Here is a 19,265-nt window from a genome sequence, read left to right on the forward strand (position 1 = left end):
CTTTCCAGCTTCTCTTGTGTATGTCAATTCCTATGTATAACTTTGGTTGGGCAGTTTGTTCAGGTTTCATATCTTAATTGTTTTGGTGAACTTTAAAGATACTGGACTTTCTGCTTTTTCATGGATGCTATAAAAAATAGCTATTTTGTGCTTAACCAATGTGAGTTGCTTTGTTTGCTTGAATCTGATTTTCCTTCGGAAAATCCTCGCACACAAACACGCAACTTTCCATATACATAAACCTTATAGCTAATTTAAACACCGAGAGGATGAGAGAGAAAGAAGAAAAAAAGAAGTTTTTTGTGGACTTCATAAGATTTATAAACGTGATTGAATTTCCGAATGAAAATGACAATCCAAAAAGAATACATCTTTTATCTTTAGAAGAACAGAAAGCAATGAGTGGTGTTTATTATTTACAGGATTATCAAGGAGAAGGATTTTCTTTGATAATTGAAGATGTGGATGATGATACAGTAAATCTAAAAATACACGAACCTTATACAGATGATTTTTTTGAAAAGGACAATATTGTAGTCAGAAAAGGAATATTGGATAAGTATAAAAAATCAGATAGGTCAAATACTTATTTGAGTATTGGAGTAATGGAATATAATAATGGAGATATTAAAATTCGTCCGAACAAGAATTTGCAAGTTCCTCTAAAATCAATTTCATTTTACGAGAAAGGGGAAAAGGCTTAATTTTTTTGTTTAATTCTATCTGCTCGTTTAATTTTTCGATATTGAATTTTAAATCTGACATAAACAAAAATTAATTATATGTTTCAAACAACCGACAATTTAATTATTATCACCGTAAAGTTGGCTTTACTTATTGGGTTTATTTACTCTTTAAAATATTGGTACAACAAGAAAAAATCAATAATACCTGTTATAATATATTGGTTGTTAGGCTTGGTTTTCGTTTTATTAATTAGTTTTACTCTTTTTGATTGGTTATTAGCTATTACTTTACAAGGCGATGACCTTGGTCCATTTGCTGCAATATGTGGTATTTTATTCTATGTGTTAGTTGGTATTAAAAATTTTAGAAACAAATAACGATATAACTCCCGACTGACCTTACTCAAACGCAACTGTTACGTGCGACTGACAAACAAAACGCTGATAATGAAATTAAAAAGCAAATACCTAAACGGAGTTATTGAGTTTATAGATTGTATCGTTGTTTTTCAATACGGTATAATTCAGCGTATTAAATTTGATTACCCTTCTGGAACCTCACCAAAAGATTATTCAGATTTTGTTGTTCGCAGATACTCAAAATACCAATTAGGTGTTTACCCACAAGGCTATAATTACATATTAACATTTTTAGACAGTAGCGACAAAGAACAAAAGATATTTTTCAAATTAAATCCGTTACAAGCGTTTCGATTGAATTGGATTCTAAATAAATATTGGATTCAAGAAACAAATAATTGGATTAGATTTATAATACCTATAATTACTGGAATAACAGTATATTTAGTTACCAGAAAAATATACGGCTGCTAAAAAACCGATTATTGGAGCAAGAATATTTACAATAACACATTCTACCCCAGGAGGTTTGTAAAACCAATTATACCAAAATCCATGAAAAACATATTTGATAATTGCAGACACGTTATAAACAATTAAAAAACTAGCTACAACATGCGTATATAACTAATAAAAAAAGTGATTTTAACAGATTGCCACTTCACTTTCCCTTTCGGTAATGGCCTTAGCAAATAAGTGCGTTAGGGATTGAGCGGTCTGTTTGAAATCCTTTTTGCTTTTTCGCAAAAAGATTGAGTAGCGATAGCCCGACCCTTGGGTAACGCCCAAAAACAAAAAATCCCGCACAAAGCAGGATTTTTTTATTTATTTCCATTAAAGAGATTGCTTCGTCGTAAAAAACGCCTCGCAACGACGTTAACTACACAAACAATGGACGTCCTGCCATCATTGCGTTTACTCTGTCTTTTACTGATGCTAAAACTTCTTCATTTTCATGATTCATGATAACTTCATCAATCAATTCAACAATAGCAATCATATCAGCATCTTTTAAACCTCTGGTTGTAACAGCAGCAGTACCCACACGAATACCTGATGTTACAAACGGTGAGCGGGTATCAAAAGGAACCATGTTTTTGTTTACGGTAATATCGGCTTTTACTAAAGCATTTTCAGCATCTTTACCAGATATGTTTTTATTGCGTAAATCAATCAACATACAGTGGTTGTCCGTTCCGTCTGAAATAATATTGTATTCTTTTTCAACCAAGGCTTTTGCCATAGTTGCTGCGTTAGATTTTACTTGTAATTGGTAATGCAAGAAATCATCGGTCAACGCTTCTCCAAAAGCAATGGCTTTAGCGGCAATAATATGCTCTAATGGGCCACCTTGGTTTCCTGGGAATACCGCAGAATCCAATAACGACGACATTTTACGTAAACTACCATCTTTTAATGTAATTCCGAATGGGTTATCGAAATCCTGTCCCATCATAATCATACCACCTCTTGGGCCTCTTAAGGTTTTGTGGGTTGTAGTTGTTACAACGTGGCAATGTGGCATAGGGTCGTTCAATATACCTTTAGCAATTAAACCTGCAGGATGTGAAATATCTGCCATTAAAATAGCACCAACGCTATCGGCAATCTCTCTAAAACGTTTAAAATCGATATCGCGAGAATATGCAGATGCACCAGCTATGATTAATTTTGGTTGTTCTTTGGTTGCTATTTCCTGAATTTTATCATAATTTAAAACACCTGTTTCTTGCTCTACACCATAAAATACAGGATTGTATAATTTACCTGAAAAATTTACCGGCGATCCGTGGGTTAAATGGCCACCATGCGACAAATCGAAACCTAAAATTTTATCTCCAGGCGTTAAGCAAGCGTGATAAACTGCTGTGTTTGCTTGACTTCCAGAGTGTGGTTGTACGTTTACATATGCAGCACCAAACAAGGCTTTTGCTCTATCAATAGCTATTTGTTCTACTTCATCAACTACCTCACAGCCACCATAGTAGCGTTTCCCTGGGTAACCTTCAGCATATTTATTGGTTAACACAGAACCTGCAGCCTCCATTACTTGTGGGCTTACAAAATTCTCTGATGCAATAAGTTCTATACCATGTAATTGGCGTTCTTTTTCAGCTTCAATTAGTTCAAAAATTTGTTCGTCGCGTTGCATAAAATTAATTTCTTGTTAAATATTCGGCAAAAGTAACAAATAGATTAGTTAAATACACCAAAAAACATATATTTACTTCTAAGTTTTTAACGGTTTTATTAACGGTTAAAAGAAACCTAATTTTTCTGCATTTTATTCCTTTAAAATGAAAAAAATGTGTAGGTTTGAATATAATTCAATAAACATTAAACTTTAAAGTTATGCCATTATCAGCTAACAATCCAGATAGAAAATCGTGGTTACACGTCGATAAAAATTCCGATTTCCCAATACAAAACATTCCGTTTGGGGTGTTTTTAACGCGTGATGACATCATTACCATTGGAACCCGAATTGGCGATACGGCTATCGATTTGGGAGCATTGCACCAATTAGGGTATTTTGAGGGCATTCCTTTAACCGATGATATTTTTCTTCAAGACACCTTGAATGATTTTATTGCCGATGGCAGAAAAACATGGCGTGCCGTTAGAAACCGTATTGCACAAATTTTTGACAGCAACAATAAAACCCTAAAAGAAAATAAGCGCCATAAAGAAATTGTACTTTTTCGTTTAGATGAAATTGAAATGCAATTGCCTGTACAAATTGGCGATTATACCGATTTTTACTCAAGCATTGAGCACGCCACCAATGTAGGCTCTATGTTTAGAGACCCTGAAAATGCCTTATTACCAAACTGGTTGCATATACCGGTGGCTTACCACGGAAGGAGTTCTTCTATCATTCCTTCGGGAATTCCGGTTCACAGACCGCAGGGACAAATGCTTCCAAATGGTGCGGATACGCCTGTATTCGGCCCCAGTAAATTGGTGGATTTTGAATTGGAAATGGCATTTATTACAACCGTTGCCAACGATTTAGGTGAACCCATTCCTATTGAAGAAGCCGAAGAATACATTTTTGGTTTGGTACTTTTAAACGATTGGAGCGCACGCGATATTCAAAAATGGGAATATGTGCCACTAGGTCCTTTTTTAGCGAAGAACTTTGCATCGTCCATTTCACCATGGATTGTAACATTGGATGCTTTAGAACCCTATCGTGTTGAGAGCCCAAAACCTATTAAGCCACAATTGGAATACCTTCAATATAAAGGCAAAAAAAGTTACGATATTAATTTAGAAGTTGCCATTCGCCCAAGTGGCGCTAAAGAAACCGTTGTTAGTAAATCAAATTTCAAATATTTATATTGGAATATGGCACAACAACTGGCACACCATACCATAAATGGATGCCCTATAAATTCGGGTGATATGATGGGAAGCGGTACCATTTCTGGTCCTACCCCCGACTCTTTCGGTTCGATGTTAGAACTGACGTGGAAAGGTGAAAAACCTATTAAAATGAAAGATGGTAGCGAACGTACTTTTATAAACGATAACGACACCGTTATTATGCGTGGTTACTGTGAAAAAGACGGAACACGTATTGGTTTTGGTGAAGTATCTACCAAATTATTGCCAGTTTTTAAACGTAAGTAGCACTATATTCTATCATTGCGAGGCACAAAATTATCTCGTCAATTTAAATAATTACGTCTTTACGAGGCACGAAGCAATCTCATTCTACAATTTACTATACACAGTCCTGCAAGGTTTCAAAAACCTTGTAGGCTTTATAATTGTTCTAGTTGGATACCTTTCAGGTCAAATAAGAACTTGCAGGAATTAGGTTGTTCTCCTTAGAAGTCATTGCGAGGCACGAAGCAATCTTATAAATCGAAACTAAAAGTTTACATTAAACAGATTGCTTCGTCCTTCGTCTTCGCAATAACGTAAATAATGTGTATTAGCAAAACACTATTCTACCCGCTCAAAATTATCATCAAAGTAAGCTTTGGCTACTAACCATTGGTCTTTGTGGTTCTTTGGGTTTCTTGCAATCATGTTCCCTACTTTTGGGCTTCCAGCTTTTAAATCTGCTTCGCTAATAGACACGTTGCCATCTAACTTTTCTCCCTTAACGTAAGGCCGCATTTCGCTTAAATTCTTCCTTCTATATTGTTTAAATTCGCTCATTTTAAATTATTTATCCTAAAAAAGTTAGCATGAAATTTAATAGTTATAATTAATGAGGTTCCTGCATCCGCAGGAATTCGTTATTTCATATACTTACCCTTTTTACTTCCTTCATACATTACATATTTAACCAAACGTGCTTCTAACTTCGCATTGAACAAATGTATTTTTCGTGAAGGGCGTAAACCAACAAATTTTAAAGCATCTAGGTTACTGGTAATAAACCAAGCATCGGTACCTGGGTAGCTTTGTTTTAGGGTATCGCCCATGTTTTTGTAAAATTCTTCCATATCAATATTTAAACGCTTGCCGTATGGTGGGTTAAACACCATGTGCAGTTTTTCGTCGCCGCCTTTTTGGGTTTTAAAGAAATCTTCGTGTTTTACTTCTATAAAATCATCTAATTGGGCATTTTTTACATTTTCTATGGCTTTGGCTACGGCACTTGGTGCTTTATCGTAACCTGTGATTTTATGATGGAAATCGCGTGTTTTTTTAAGCAACGATTCTTCAATTTTTTCAAAAAGTTCTACATCCCAATCGTTCCAACGCTCAAACGCGAATTCTTTTCGCATTAGGTTTGGTGGTATGTTACAGGCTATCATAGCAGCTTCAATAAGCATGGTGCCCGAACCACACATGGGGTCCATAAAATCGCATTGACCATCCCAACCTGAAAGCATAATCAATCCAGCTGCTAACACTTCGTTTATGGGTGCTATGTTAGTTGCCATTTTATACCCGCGTTTGTGTAGGGAATCGCCCGATGAATCCAATGAAATGGTACATTGGTGCCTATCTACATGTACATTTACTTTTAGGTCGGGGAATTTCAAGTCCACATTAGGGCGTTCGCCCGTGGTATCACGAAATTTATCTACAATGGCATCTTTGGTTTTCTGTGCTATGTAGAGTGAGTTTGTAAACAAATCGGAATGTATGGTAGCATCAACCGCAATGGTTCCCGACGGTTTTACATACTGTTCCCATGGCATTTTATATAAGTTATCATATAAATCCTTTTCGTTATTTACCACAAAAGTTTTTATGGGTTTTAATATTTTTATAGCGGTGCGCAAGCCTAAATTGGCTTTGTACATAAAACCTTTATCACCCGTAAAAGATACGCTTCTTACCCCTGTTTTTACGTCTTGTGCACCTAGTTGTGTGAGTTCGTTTGCTAACAATTCTTCAAAACCAAATAGGGTTTTGGCCAACATATTAAAATTTTCTTCCATTTTTTATCTCGAATAGATTGCAAAAATAACGTAATTTTGCGGTTAATTAACCAGCAATTGCTGATAATGGGTTAAGGATTACTCATTTGTTTATATTTTAAACTAATGAATTCGTGAATGCTTTGCATTTGAAGTGGCATCCTTTTTAAAACTGATTTACAGTGTACTTTGTTGAGCACTATGGTTTGGCACATTGCCACCTCCTTCGTCCTCGCAATGACGTTTTAAAAGGATATAATGGAAAGCCTGACCCCTTTTCGGGGTAACCCCAAAAAAATAAAAAAAGGATTCCTGCCTACGCAGGAAGTTGATATGAATAAAGACACAACTACTTGGTTTACTTCTTGGTTTGATACGCCATTTTACCATATTTTATACAAAGATAGAGATGATACCGAGGCGCAACATTTTATGGATACGCTTACGGGCTATTTGAATATTCCGGAGGGTGGAAAAATTCTGGATTTGGCTTGTGGACGTGGGCGACATGCGGTGTATTTAAACTCGTTGGGATTTGATGTTACGGGTGCCGATTTGAGCGAAAACAGTATTAACTACGCCAAACAATTTGAAAACGATACCTTGCATTTTGAGGTACACGACATGTGCAAACCTTTTAATAAGGAGTTTGATGCCATTTTTAACTTGTTTACCAGTTTTGGGTATTTTGATAAGGATGAAGATAATTTGAATACCATTAAGGCTATAAAAACCGATTTGAACGCTGTTGGTTTTGGGGTAATTGATTTTATGAACAGTGAATTTGTAATTGATAATTTAGTGCCCGAGGAGGTAAAAACGGTTGACGGCATTGATTTTAACTTAAAACGTTATGTTGAAGATGGTTACATTATAAAAGATATTAGCTTTATTGCCGAGGGTAAAGATTATCACTTCCAAGAGCGTGTTAGAGCTTTTACTTTAGCCGATTTTGAAGTGCTTTTTGAAGAAGCCGGTGTTTATTTATTGGATGTTTTTGGTGATTATAAATTGCGTAAGTTTAACAACAAAACATCGGAACGTTTAGTGATGATTTTTAAATAGTATTAATTATATTTTAAGTAGGTTATTTTTTAAATGAACAAATTTCTGTTTCCTATACTGGCTGTTATTCTTGGCTTTTTTTTAGCTACCATTACCAAAAATCAAAAATCGTGGAACACCAAACTACTACTTTCTTTTAGTGGTTCGTTTTTATTAGCATTAACACTTTTTGAATTGCTCCCCGAAGTTTACGAACATTTAGATGCCAAACGTTCCGGATTGTTTATAATGTGCGGTATCATGCTTCAAATTGTGCTGGAGTTATTCTCTAAAGGTGCCGAACATGGGCATGTGCATATACACAAGCATGAAACGGCATTTCCGTGGTCGTTATTTATTAGTTTGTGCATCCATAGTTTTTTAGAAGGGTTTTCTATACACGACCACAACGATATGGTTTACGGGGTTTTGGTACATAAAATTCCTATTGCTACGTTAATTACTATGTTTTTATTCCAATCTAAATACAGTAAAACACAAATTGCTGGATTTTTGTTGGTTTTTGCTTTTATGACGCCTTTAGGAACTTTTATAGGTAATACTTGGGAAGCCCTTGCCGATTATTCGCAAATTATTAATGCCTTTGTTATTGGTATCTTTTTCCATATTTCAACAACCATTTTATTTGAAAGTGGCGACGGACATAAATTCAACTTATCGAAATTTATCTCTATTGTTGTTGGTGTTGGGGTGGCTTATTTGATTTAAGGCAATAGGCAATAGGCAATAGGCAATAGGCAATAGGCAATAGGCAATAGGCAAAATTAAAAACTTTGAAACTTTGAAACTTTGAAGCCTTGTAACTCTGAAGCTTTGAAGCTATGAAACTATAAAAAAATGTTTTCAAAAGAAGAATCTAGATTATTACGACAAGAATTTTGGACGAGTTATGGGAAATCGTTTCCACGGAAATGGATTTTGTACGATACCAAGCTGAAGGGCTTTAGTTTTAAATTTCATTTTGATACCAAGTCGGCTTTAGTAACGCTGGATTTGGAAGACGATTTGGAATACCGCATTAAATACTGGGAAAAACTAACTGCATTGAAATCGATTCTTTTGGATGATTTTTTACCGGATGCTATTTTTGAAGAAGAATACCTACTTGAAAACGAAAAAGAAATATCTAGAATTTACGTGCCTTTAGAACAAAAAGTATCCATTCACAATAAAAACACATGGCGCGATGTGATGGAATTCTTCAATGAAAAGATGAGCTTATTTGAAGCTTTTTTTGAGGAATATAAGGATGTGATTGAGGATTAAGTGAATTACGATTTTTGAGTGACGATTAACGATTTTGAATTGATAATTTTCAATTGTCCATTGTTAATTGTCCATTGTCAATTGTTTTTCCATTTCATAATCGTCCATTATAAAACCATTCCCTATTTCTGTAACAAGGGGTTTTGTTTTTACAAAACCTAACTTTTCATAAGCTAAAATGGAATTGGTATTAAACTTGTTCACATTCAGTTTTACTCTTTTCAACTTGTAAGAACTGGCTAAATCAAAAACATGTTGCATGGCAGCTTTTCCTATTTTCTTCCCTCTATAATCCTTCAGTACATACAGTTTACTTAAAAATAAAAAATTAGTTTCTTTTTTAACTCCAATATACCCAACAGGAATCGTATTATAAGTGATGTAAAAAAACGAATAACCTTGATGCGATAGATCTTGAAATGCTTGTACAGAATTAAACTTATCAAGCATATATTCAATCTGTTCCAAGCTAATAATTGTAATATAATGTTCGTTCCAAATAGTATGGGCTAAGTTAGAAATACATTGAAAATCAATAATTTTAGTTGCTGGAATAATTTTTATCATAAGCCTAGTTTACATTCATGAGATTCCCGTCTTTACAGGATTGACAAAAAGGTTAAATCACATAAAAAAATATCATAAAAAAATGAAAAACAGCACCTGCAAGCACAAATAAATGCCAAATAACATGGTTATAAGGTATCTTATTTATGGCGTAGAAGATAATCCCAACTGTGTACGCCATCCCACCCGCAAACAATAGCAATACACCGTTACTATGCATTAATTTAGATAGGTTTGTAAAATCGAGTACAATAAGCCACCCCATTACTAAATACAAAAGGGTAGAAAATATTTCAAATTTGCCCGTAAAAAACAGCTTTAAAATAACACCAAAAATAGCGATTCCCCAAACCACATAAAAAAGCGTCCAACCTAAACTTTCATGTAAAGTAATTAATAATACAGGTGTATAAGTACCCGCAATAAGAAAGTAAATACTAATGTGATCTACAATGCGTAAGTAATGCTTTTTAACTTCATGGTTTTCCGAATGGTAAAGTGTAGATGCCGTAAACATGGTTACTATGGAAATGCCATAAATAATAACACTTAACAAACTCCAATTGGTTTTGTTGCCATCAAAAATAATTAGAGAAGCCAATCCTATCATACCAAAAAAAACACCAATAAAGTGAGAAATGGCATTTAATCGTTCTTGTAAAGGTGTTTGATTGTAAACTGACAACTTACTTATTTTTCTGTTTATCTATCCAGATATCTGTTAAATCGTAAAAATTATATTCTTCTGCGGCTCTTTGTCGAACCAACAAGCCACTTTTAAAACTGCGTTGCAAAATATCTTCAATAAGATAATCTTCATACACGTTTTTAGGGTCGAAAGGCTTTTTTAATGAAATGTCGAACATATTAGCGGTAGAATTATACCAAAAGGCCCGCCAGCCACTACGGAGTTCTTTTACCAAACCGAAGGTAGTTTTACCAGTTTGCCTGTGTATTAACTTTACTAAAATCTGTCCTTCAGTTCTCGATAATTTTTTCAATTCATCCGAAAACTCACCTTCAATATACTTCTGGATTATTTTGGTATATTTACGCTTATCACTGGCCTTCTTCATAGATTCCAATCGGGCATTTAAGGAATCCAACCTTTCTGAAGCTAACTTAGCATACGGATATACTTTCAGTGTTTTTCGTCGTAAAATCAAATATCGAATCCTATCTTCTTTACTTGCAAACTTCATATTGGCAAGTATGTAAACAGGGTTTAAACTTACGATGGTTTGAGGCACAGAATCGCCTTCTATAAACATATATTCATATTCTGAAGTATCTTCCTCTGCATCTTTAACTTGTGCATAGAAAAAAACAGGGCATACTAAAAATAGATATATAATAAAATTCTTCATAAAATTTTTGGAGCAATAATCATTCAAAATTAAGAAATTACAATGTTTAAAACATTTTTTTTCTATTTATATTATTAATTTAGTGCAAAACTTTAACACATTACAATGAAGAGCATTTTAAACAAAAAGTCTATGGACTTTTTAGAATCTTATTTAAATAATGCAGCGCCAACAGGCTACGAATGGACAGGACAAAAACTGTGGATGGATTATTTAAAACCTTATGTAGATGAATTTATTACCGATACCTACGGAACTGCGGTAGGTATTATAAACCCAAAAGCTAAGTACAAAGTTGTTATTGAAGGACATGCCGATGAAATTTCTTGGTATGTAAATTACATTTCAGATGACGGATTGATTTACGTAATTAGAAATGGCGGAAGCGACCACCAAATAGCACCAAGTAAAGTTGTAAATATCCATACAAAAAACGGCATTGTAAAAGGTGTTTTTGGCTGGCCAGCTATCCATACACGCGATAAAGCTAAAGAAGAAGCACCTAAACCAGACAATATTTTTATTGATTGTGGTTGTAAAACCAAAGCCGATGTTGAAAAATTAGGAGTGCATGTGGGCTGCGTTATCACCTACCCCGATGAATTCCATATTTTAAACGGCGATAAATTTGTATGTCGTGCTCTAGATAACCGCATGGGTGGTTTTATGATTGCTGAAGTGGCGCGTTTACTAAAAGAAAACAAAAAAACCTTGCCTTTTGGATTGTACATTGTAAACGCTGTACAAGAAGAAATTGGTTTACGTGGTGCCGAAATGATTACCCAAACCATAAAACCAAATGTGGCCATTGTTACCGATGTTACGCACGATACCACCACGCCAATGATTGAAAAGAAAACCCAAGGCGATTTAGAATTGGGCAAAGGTCCTGTAATTGCATACGCCCCAGCGGTACAGCAAAAGTTACGCGATTTAATTACCGATACCGCCGAAGCTAAAAAAATACCGTTCCAACGCAACGCCTTATCGCGTGCCACAGGTACCGATACCGATGCCTTTGCATACAGTAATGGCGGTGTAGCATCGGCACTCATTTCCTTGCCACTGCGCTACATGCACACCACCGTGGAAATGGTACATCGAGAAGATGTAGAAAACGTTATAAAACTTATTTACGAAAGTTTACTTAACATAAAAGAAGGCGAAACGTTTAGTTATTTTAAATAAGACTTTGTCATTCCCGCGAAAGCGGGAATCTTTTTCATGACAAAAAAGATATCAAATATTAATCAATTGGGCGTTACCACAAGGGTCGGGCTTTCCGCTATATCTTTTTTGCTTTTAATGGCAAAAAAGGATGCCACTCCAAATGCGTAGCATTCACGAATTCATCAATTCAAAAATGTTAAGCAATGAGTAATCCCTAACGCAAGGCTACTTCAATTAAAATTAACGCTTCACAATAAAATATGGACGAATACATAGACATTGTAGATGAAAAAGGAAACCCAACTGGAACATCGGAATTAAAATCGGTAATCCATCAAAAAGGCTATTACCACCATACCGCCCATGTTTGGTTTTACACTAAAAATGGCGCTGTGTTACTATCGCAACGTTCAGCAAAAAAAAGCATTTGTCCGCTTATGTGGGATGTTTCGGTAGCAGGTCATATCGATGCAGGCGAAACTGCCAAACAAGCAGCCATTAGGGAAACCAAAGAAGAAATTGGGTTAAGCATTTCAGAAATCGATTTAAAACCCATTGGTATTTTTGAATGTTTCCAATCCTATGAAAATGGCATCGTTGATAATGAATTCCACAATACATTTATAGCCGAACTTAAAGTACCGCTTTCTGCATTAAAAGTACAAGAAGAAGAGGTTGAAGCTTTAAAATTGGTATCATTTAAAGAGCTTGCCTACCTAATTGAAAACGTGGGTATAGATAATCATTTTGTGCCTTCAAACAAAGCCTACTACGAGGTGATTTATAAAAATATCCTAAAACATATAGCTTAACTTCAAACAATGAATTTACTCCTATTTGCTATTGCACCCATACTTATTGTCATGCTTTATATTTATTTTAAGGATAAATATGAAAAAGAACCGAAGCGCTTGTTGCTGCTCAACTTTTTTTTGGGTGCGGTAGTCAGCATCCTTATAACTACCATCATGTATTTTGTATTTGATATTGTACTACCACTAACCAATAAAACCAGTATTGCACAACAATTTATAAAAGCTTTTTTTGTTGTTGGTTTTTCCGAAGAATTAAGCAAATACCTTATTGTGCGATACTATTCTCAAAAACATAAAGAATTCAACGAGCCTTTTGATGGCATTGTGTACGCCGTTATGGTATCGATGGGTTTTGCGGCTACCGAAAATATTTTTTACGTACTGGAAGGCGGCGTTGAAACGGCCGTTTTAAGAGCCTTTACCGCGGTACCAGCTCATGCTACCTTTGGTGTTTTAATGGGATACTTTATGGGAAAAGCCAAATTTTCCAACCATAAAATAGTACTGAATTTAGCAGGGTTATTCCTTGCCGTTCTATTTCATGGAGCATACGACTTTTTCTTATTTATAAACTTTATCCCTGGTGTTTGGGTGGGTGCTTTCATTTCACTATTTATTGGGGTTCTTTTATCTAGAAAAGCCATGAAAGTGCATTTGTTAAATTCACATTTTAAAGTTTGATTTAAACAAAAAACAAGTAATTTAATGACATAAATAAAATACAACCCTATGCAGCCAATAAACACAGCTTTATGTTCTTATGGAATGAGCGGACATGTTTTTCATGCACCATTCATTACAGTAAGCCCAAATTTTAATTTATATGGCGTATTTGAAAGAACTAAAAATGAAGCTCAAAAAAATTATCCTAAAGTTAAAACATTTAGAACTTTAGAAAGTATGTTAATAGACGACAGCATTGAGCTAGTGGTTATAAATACACCTAACGTTACCCATTTTGATTTTACAAAAAAAGCCATAAATGCCGGTAAGCATGTTATAGTAGAAAAACCGTTTACAGCAACCATTGCTCAAGCTGAAGAGTTAATTCAATTGGCTAAAGAAAAAAATGTACTGATTTCCGTTTATCAAAATCGTCGCTATGACAGCGATTTTAAAACAGTTCAAAAAGTGCTAAATGAAGGATTATTAGGGAATATTGTAGAAGCAGAAATGCATTACGACCGTTATGATCCTGTACTGAGCTATAAAACCCATAAAGAAACACCTACTGAGGGTGTAGGCAGTATATACGATTTAGGTTCTCATTCCATAGACCAAGCCTTGGTTTTGTTTGGTATGCCTGAAGCTGTTTTTGCAGATTTGAATTCATTTCGACCTCAATCAAAAGTAGGTGATTATTTCGATGTAAAACTATTTTATAAATCGCATAGAGTGATTCTAAAATCAAGTTATTATGTTCGAGAGGCTTTACCGGGATATATTATTCACGGCACAAAAGGTTCATTTATAAAACCGAAAACAGATGTTCAGGAAAAAGATCTTCAATCTGGAAAAATACCAGGAAGTCATAATTGGGGTATGGAATTAGACACAGACAGTGGATTGTTACATACCGAAATTGATGGTGAAGTCATCAAAAAACACATTCCAACTTTAAAAGGTGATTATATGGCATATTATAATGCTATCTATCAAGCCTTAAGAAATAATAAGCAAGTACCCGTTTCTGCTGAAGAAGGTTTAAATGTTATAAAAATTATTGAATCAGCTTTAAAAAGCCATAAGGAAGGAAGAGTCGTTTATTTATGATATTCAGCTTGTATCATTTAAAAAAAATAACACAACAAAAACCTAACAATCAACACTTTAAAACTTAAAAGATTTACAAAATATATGAAAAAAGGGAGTTTAAAAAACTCCCTTTTTAATTTTTTTATAGTAATTTGTAAATTATAATAGCACTAAAACCCCAAAGTATAAATCTGAAGAACTTAAACTAAGATTAAAGTTATTGGACTTCGATACAATTCCTTCATTATTTTCACTTTTATCACTGTAGTAACCTATTGATCCTAAATTAGCATTCAAATAAATTTTATTGGTTAAGCTATAAGTTAGTCCTGGTTTAACGCCTATAAATATTGAATTCCTATCTGATTCACTTGTAAAATTAGTTCCGCTGTTAGCATATATATTTTCATTTTTTTGATATGAATACATGAATTCTCCTTGCACATTAAGAGCAAAATTATTGCTAATAGCAAAATATTTTCTAATGTAAGGAGCTATGCTAAATCCATTACTTTTATACTCATCATTACTTCCATCATGTTTAAAATTTAGAATATTAAAACCTGGCATCAAACCTATTACTAAATTACTATCTATTGCATAACCAATATCTGGCTTTATAAAAAGTGACGTTTGATTAGAATCGGAATTGGAAGATTCGTATTCGCTTTCGCTATTTTGAGAATTAAAATTTATAATGCCTCCAACAATCCATTGGTTTTTTGGTATTTCAAATTTTTCTTCTGAGTTTTGAGCAAAAGTAAATGTACTCACTAATACTAATGCAATAATTAAATGTGTTTTCATAAATATGGTTTTAAGATTAGATTTATGTTTGCCAAATATTGCACCAATAATCAAATATTGACATTAACTTATCTTAAACTAATTGTAAATAAATTATTATATATATAACAGATATTTTTACATAAAAAAAGCGAACCACATGGTTCGCTTTTTTACTTTATTGAGATTCCTGCTTTTGCAGGAATTGAGTTAAATATGCAACGCTCTATCTTCCGTAGCCGCTAAAGCCGCTTCTTTAATAGCTTCGGTAAATGTTGGATGCGCATGAGACATTCTTGAAACATCTTCAGCAGATGCTCTAAATTCCATAGCCACTACGGCTTCCGCAATCATATCGGCAGCACGTGCACCAATCATATGAACCCCTAAAATTTCATCGGTTTTCTTATCTGCTAGAATTTTAACGAAACCATCTAAATCCATACTCGCTCTACTTCTACCTAAAGCACGCATTGGGAAAGACCCTGTTTTATATTCTACACCTGCTTCTTTTAATTGCTCCTCTGTTTTACCAACAGCAGCAACTTCTGGCCATGTGTAAACTACGCCCGGAATTAAGTTATAATCGATGTGTGGTTTTTGTCCAGCCAACGTTTCTGCTACAAATACGCCTTCTTCTTCCGCTTTGTGCGCCAACATCGCGCCTTTTACAACATCGCCAATGGCATAAATGTTTTTGGCACTTGTTTGTAAATGATCGTTCACTTCAATTTGACCTCTATCGGTTAATTTTACACCCGCAGCTTCAGCATTCAATCCATCGGTATACGGACGACGCCCTACAGATACTAAGCAATAATCACCTTTAAACTCGATTTCTTCTCCTTTTTTGTTATCGGCTTTCACAATAACTTCATCACCAACACGCTCTACAGATTTTACTTTGTGAGAGATATTGATGTTGAATTTTTGTTTCTTCAACACTTTATTAAGTTCTTTTGAAAGTCCGCCATCCATGGTTGGAATAATACGATCCATAAACTCAATAACCGAAACCTCAGCACCCAAACGTTTGTAAACCTGACCCAACTCTAAACCAATAACGCCACCACCAATTACGATTAAGTGTTTTGGAATTTCTTTGAGTTTTAAAGCTTCGGTAGACGTAATAACACGTTCTTTATCAATATTTATAAAAGGCAAACTTGAAGGTTTACTTCCTGTGGCAATAATGGTATTTTTAGCTTCAATTACAATCGATTCATCACCTGAAATTGTAATATGAGTTGCATCTTTGAAGCTTCCTAAACCTTGATATACATCAATATTGTTCTTCTTCATTAAAAAATCGATACCCCCTGTAGTTTGATCGACTACCGATTGTTTACGGGCAATCATTTTTTCAAGGTTCACTTTAATGTCACCAGGAATTTCAATACCGTGTTCTTCAAAATGTTTAACAGCATCTTCGTAATGGTGTGAAGAATCTAAAAGTGCTTTACTTGGTATACAACCAACATTTAAACAGGTACCACCAAGTGTGTTGTATTTTTCTATAATGGCAGTTTTCATGCCTAATTGTGCGCAACGAATGGCTGCTACATAACCTCCAGGACCCGAGCCTATAACGGCTACATCGTATGAATTCATAATTTAATTTCTATTTTTTAAAATAATAACCTATTGATAATTGAAAAACCCCATTCTTTAACTTGTTTTCATTTGAATAAAGATTTGTATTAATAATATTTTTTAGACCAAAATTATATCTGGCAGAAAAATTAATCCCACTAACAAATTTATAGCTAATACCCGTAATTAAACCAATATCATTATCGCTAAAAAGGGTTTTTATATCATTATCTGTTGATGATGACGATGACGATTTTTGTTTTGCCGAAATCAAAATCCCCAATTGTGGCCCAATATCAAAACTGAATCTATCAGATGTATAAAACTTCAATAATATGGGCAAATTAAGGTAATACAGCCTGTTATCTGCGGATTGGGAATCTATACTAGCTTTGGAACCCTGTGCAGAAAGTAAAATTTCCGGTTGTAAAGAAATAGATTCTGATAATTTTGTTTCAAGCATGATTCCCAAATTAAAAGATATTATTCTGGAAAAATCAACATCTTCTGCTCCAGTAAAAGTAGCTAGGTTTAAACCTCCCTTAATCCCTATAACTCCTTGATTATCTTGAGCATTTACAAATATTCCTAGCAATAGAAGACTTAATAAAATATAATATTTCATTCAGAATAAAAAATTTGATAACAAAAATACAAATGTTTTATGGGAAGTCAATAAAAAAGAATTCTTTAATAATAGTAATTTTTATTTCTATTATATTGAAAATAAATCCCGTTATAGGTAAGAATCTTTTAAACTAATTCTAATTATTCCTATAATTTTTCATTGGTATTAATAGTGTTTAAAATCCAATCCAGTTCGGGATCTTTATGCAGGTTTCTGTCTTCTATATTAGGAAGGATTTCAATATCGGGTTTTACACCATAACCATCAGGTGTTTGTTTATAAGGTGCTTCAATTTGCATCAAACCCATTCTTATTTTAAGTTTTGAAGTAGGCATTTCATAAATTTTATAAATCCCAGCAACACAACCATTGTAAGCGCCACCGGTTTCTTCACCTACAAAAACCGCACGATTGTTAGCTTTTAAATGTGTGGATAGTAACGATGATGCCGAAAAAGAATTCCCATTAGTAATTACGTATAGTTGTCCTTTATAATTTAAGTTTTTGGGCTTTCTTATTTTGTTGTATTTCATTTTGAAATATATTTTACCGTCTTTTTTCTTTGTTTTTAAGTATTGAAAAGCCAAAGTTGCGGGTTCTATGGTAGACAAAACTCCAAAAACTTTTAAAACAGTTGGATTGCCATTACTTAATAAGTATTTAAGGTACGGGAACCTGCTATTTACTTCAACTGGCGCTAAAAAAACATACTCGTTATCGGTTAAGTACGAATACAAATAGTCAACTTCAGCAATTCTTCCGCCGCCATTATCTCTCAAATCTAAAATGAGATTTTTGGTTTTTAATGAATCCAATACTTTGAAACTCTCTTTGTAAAATTTCTTGTAATTACCGTTGCTAAACGCTCTAATTTTCATGTAAGCTACGGCACTATCGGTTCCTATAAAATCAAAATTTCGGGTATATTCTTTTTTGGATGCTATATAGCCACGCTTTTTATGTTCTTTGCGTTTCTTTTTGGCTTCCAAACGGTTTTGTTGCTTTTCTTCTTTAGTTGATTTTTTGGCAACTATCCGCGCTATAGAATCGTTCTTTTTAACTTTATCATCTTTCAAAATACGCCGAAACGTTTTTGTAAACAACGAATCTTTTTGCTTGAATTCAATTTTTAAACTATCTAAAAAACCTTTGTCTTTATAATAGAAAATGGAGAAACTATTACCTAAAGCTCTATTGTGCAAGGTTTGATTATAACCGTCTGATGCAAATTGGGTTTTGTACTGTTTTGCTAAATCTGTTGCAAGTTCATTGTCAATTTTAAAAACTTCATTTCCAATGACAGTTGAATCTTTTCCTTTAGTTCCAACCACCCAAAGTTTATCATCTAAATACTCAAAATCCAAATCGTAAAACTCAAATTTACGTGTTTTTAGTGCTTTTTTTTCCTTTTTTGTATAACGTTTACTTACGGAACCTAACGAAATATGCCCTTGTTTAATTTGAGCGACTACGGGCGACAATTTTTTATAAAAGTCGCGTGAAGTTATTGGGGCGGTAATGGCTGTTTTTAAACTATCAAACTTAAAATCTAAAACTTCTTTTGTAGTGTATTGGTATAATTTGGGGTGGTTTTGTTGTAATTGTTTGTAAACTTTATCAACATCTCTTCTTAAATCTTCAACCGAATGTAATTGGGTAATGTGCTCGTTATATTTTTTAATACTTCCACAAGACATCAATAACATTAAAACAATAAGCAAAAGGCCTTGTTTTTTCATAGTGCAACTTTCAAATTTTAAGGATTGTAAATTACTCGTATTTTAGTCAATTGAAAAAGGATTTAAATTTATTTAACG

At 34.0% G+C, this 19,265-nt stretch carries 21 protein-coding genes; 11 read left to right on the forward strand and 10 right to left on the reverse strand.

What is annotated here, in order from left to right:
* Positions 1 to 269 precede the first annotated feature (269 nt).
* The 3 genes from J8H85_RS07025 (at position 270) to J8H85_RS07035 (ending at position 1,520) form a co-directional block, all read left to right on the forward strand.
* Positions 270 to 704, forward strand: a complete 435-nt coding sequence (locus tag J8H85_RS07025; RefSeq protein ID WP_209653947.1) for a hypothetical protein — start codon at positions 270 to 272, stop codon at positions 702 to 704.
* Positions 705 to 782: 78 nt separating this feature from the next.
* Entirely contained in the window at positions 783 to 1,064 is a 282-nt protein-coding gene (locus J8H85_RS07030; RefSeq protein WP_209653949.1) for a hypothetical protein, read from the forward strand.
* Positions 1,065 to 1,133: 69 nt separating this feature from the next.
* Entirely contained in the window at positions 1,134 to 1,520 is a 387-nt protein-coding gene (locus J8H85_RS07035; protein ID WP_209653951.1) for a hypothetical protein, read from the forward strand.
* Between the two features lie 406 nt (positions 1,521 to 1,926).
* Here J8H85_RS07035 and glyA read toward each other — a convergent pair whose 3' ends face one another.
* Complete coding sequence (gene glyA, locus J8H85_RS07040; protein WP_209653953.1) at positions 1,927 to 3,198, reverse strand: serine hydroxymethyltransferase; 1,272 nt, start codon at positions 3,196 to 3,198, stop codon at positions 1,927 to 1,929.
* A 200-nt stretch (positions 3,199 to 3,398) separates the two neighbouring features.
* Here glyA and fahA point away from each other — a divergent pair, with 200 nt between their 5' ends.
* The gene (gene fahA, locus J8H85_RS07045) at positions 3,399 to 4,682 is read left to right on the forward strand and encodes a fumarylacetoacetase (RefSeq protein ID WP_209653954.1); all 1,284 of its coding nucleotides are present in this window, start codon (positions 3,399 to 3,401) and stop codon (positions 4,680 to 4,682) included.
* 318 nt (positions 4,683 to 5,000) lie between these two features.
* On the opposite strand, the gene J8H85_RS07050 is transcribed toward fahA, so the two are convergent.
* Positions 5,001 to 5,219, reverse strand: a complete 219-nt coding sequence (locus J8H85_RS07050) for a hypothetical protein (RefSeq protein ID WP_209653956.1) — start codon at positions 5,217 to 5,219, stop codon at positions 5,001 to 5,003.
* 80 nt (positions 5,220 to 5,299) lie between these two features.
* A complete protein-coding gene (locus J8H85_RS07055) occupies positions 5,300 to 6,457 on the reverse strand; it encodes a THUMP domain-containing class I SAM-dependent RNA methyltransferase (RefSeq protein ID WP_209653958.1) in 1,158 nt (385 codons plus the stop codon).
* 312 nt (positions 6,458 to 6,769) lie between these two features.
* On the opposite strand from J8H85_RS07055, the gene J8H85_RS07060 reads away from it, so the two are divergent.
* The 3 genes from J8H85_RS07060 (at position 6,770) to J8H85_RS07070 (ending at position 8,767) form a co-directional block, all read left to right on the forward strand.
* The gene (locus J8H85_RS07060; RefSeq protein ID WP_209654374.1) at positions 6,770 to 7,501 is read left to right on the forward strand and encodes a class I SAM-dependent methyltransferase; all 732 of its coding nucleotides are present in this window, start codon (positions 6,770 to 6,772) and stop codon (positions 7,499 to 7,501) included.
* Between the two features lie 33 nt (positions 7,502 to 7,534).
* A complete protein-coding gene (locus J8H85_RS07065) occupies positions 7,535 to 8,209 on the forward strand; it encodes a ZIP family metal transporter (protein ID WP_209653960.1) in 675 nt (224 codons plus the stop codon).
* A 129-nt stretch (positions 8,210 to 8,338) separates the two neighbouring features.
* Positions 8,339 to 8,767: a DUF4268 domain-containing protein gene (locus tag J8H85_RS07070; protein WP_209653962.1), complete on the forward strand. Its 429-nt coding sequence runs from the start codon at positions 8,339 to 8,341 to the stop codon at positions 8,765 to 8,767.
* A 63-nt stretch (positions 8,768 to 8,830) separates the two neighbouring features.
* Here the strand turns inward: J8H85_RS07070 and J8H85_RS07075 are convergent, their stop codons facing one another.
* From J8H85_RS07075 to J8H85_RS07085, 3 genes are read right to left on the reverse strand one after another with little or no spacing between them, the layout of a single operon-like run.
* Positions 8,831 to 9,334, reverse strand: a complete 504-nt coding sequence (locus tag J8H85_RS07075) for a GNAT family N-acetyltransferase (protein ID WP_209653964.1) — start codon at positions 9,332 to 9,334, stop codon at positions 8,831 to 8,833.
* A gap of 52 nt (positions 9,335 to 9,386) precedes the next feature.
* Positions 9,387 to 10,019 (reverse strand): PAQR family membrane homeostasis protein TrhA, encoded by a 633-nt coding sequence (trhA, locus tag J8H85_RS07080; protein WP_245243751.1) that lies wholly within the window; start codon positions 10,017 to 10,019, stop codon positions 9,387 to 9,389.
* Position 10,020: 1 nt separating this feature from the next.
* The gene (locus J8H85_RS07085) at positions 10,021 to 10,701 is read right to left on the reverse strand and encodes a DUF4294 domain-containing protein (RefSeq protein ID WP_209653966.1); all 681 of its coding nucleotides are present in this window, start codon (positions 10,699 to 10,701) and stop codon (positions 10,021 to 10,023) included.
* 99 nt (positions 10,702 to 10,800) lie between these two features.
* Between J8H85_RS07085 and J8H85_RS07090 the strand changes: the two genes are divergently transcribed.
* The 4 genes from J8H85_RS07090 to J8H85_RS07105 all read left to right on the forward strand — a co-directional run bounded on the left by J8H85_RS07090 (position 10,801) and on the right by J8H85_RS07105 (position 14,459).
* Entirely contained in the window at positions 10,801 to 11,889 is a 1,089-nt protein-coding gene (locus tag J8H85_RS07090) for a M42 family metallopeptidase (protein ID WP_209654379.1), read from the forward strand.
* 242 nt (positions 11,890 to 12,131) lie between these two features.
* A complete protein-coding gene (locus J8H85_RS07095) occupies positions 12,132 to 12,683 on the forward strand; it encodes an NUDIX hydrolase (RefSeq protein ID WP_209653968.1) in 552 nt (183 codons plus the stop codon).
* Positions 12,684 to 12,692: 9 nt separating this feature from the next.
* Entirely contained in the window at positions 12,693 to 13,367 is a 675-nt protein-coding gene (locus J8H85_RS07100; protein WP_209653970.1) for a PrsW family intramembrane metalloprotease, read from the forward strand.
* Positions 13,368 to 13,415: 48 nt separating this feature from the next.
* Positions 13,416 to 14,459 carry a Gfo/Idh/MocA family oxidoreductase gene (locus J8H85_RS07105; protein ID WP_209653972.1) on the forward strand — a complete coding sequence of 348 codons (1,044 nt, stop codon included), beginning with the start codon at positions 13,416 to 13,418 and terminating at the stop codon, positions 14,457 to 14,459.
* Between the two features lie 141 nt (positions 14,460 to 14,600).
* On the opposite strand, the gene J8H85_RS07110 is transcribed toward J8H85_RS07105, so the two are convergent.
* The 4 genes from J8H85_RS07110 to J8H85_RS07125 all read right to left on the reverse strand — a co-directional run bounded on the left by J8H85_RS07110 (position 14,601) and on the right by J8H85_RS07125 (position 19,187).
* On the reverse strand, positions 14,601 to 15,248 hold the full coding sequence (locus J8H85_RS07110) for an outer membrane beta-barrel protein (protein ID WP_209653974.1): 648 nt from the start codon (positions 15,246 to 15,248) through the stop codon (positions 14,601 to 14,603).
* 189 nt (positions 15,249 to 15,437) lie between these two features.
* Positions 15,438 to 16,838 carry a dihydrolipoyl dehydrogenase gene (lpdA, locus tag J8H85_RS07115; RefSeq protein WP_209653976.1) on the reverse strand — a complete coding sequence of 467 codons (1,401 nt, stop codon included), beginning with the start codon at positions 16,836 to 16,838 and terminating at the stop codon, positions 15,438 to 15,440.
* Between the two features lie 10 nt (positions 16,839 to 16,848).
* Positions 16,849 to 17,445: a porin family protein gene (locus J8H85_RS07120; protein ID WP_209653977.1), complete on the reverse strand. Its 597-nt coding sequence runs from the start codon at positions 17,443 to 17,445 to the stop codon at positions 16,849 to 16,851.
* Between the two features lie 149 nt (positions 17,446 to 17,594).
* Positions 17,595 to 19,187: a S41 family peptidase gene (locus J8H85_RS07125; protein ID WP_209653979.1), complete on the reverse strand. Its 1,593-nt coding sequence runs from the start codon at positions 19,185 to 19,187 to the stop codon at positions 17,595 to 17,597.
* Positions 19,188 to 19,265: the final 78 nt, after the last annotated feature.

Origin of the sequence: Mariniflexile gromovii (genome assembly GCF_017814435.1) — a bacterium.
Classification (GTDB): Bacteria; Bacteroidota; Bacteroidia; order Flavobacteriales; family Flavobacteriaceae; genus Mariniflexile; species Mariniflexile gromovii.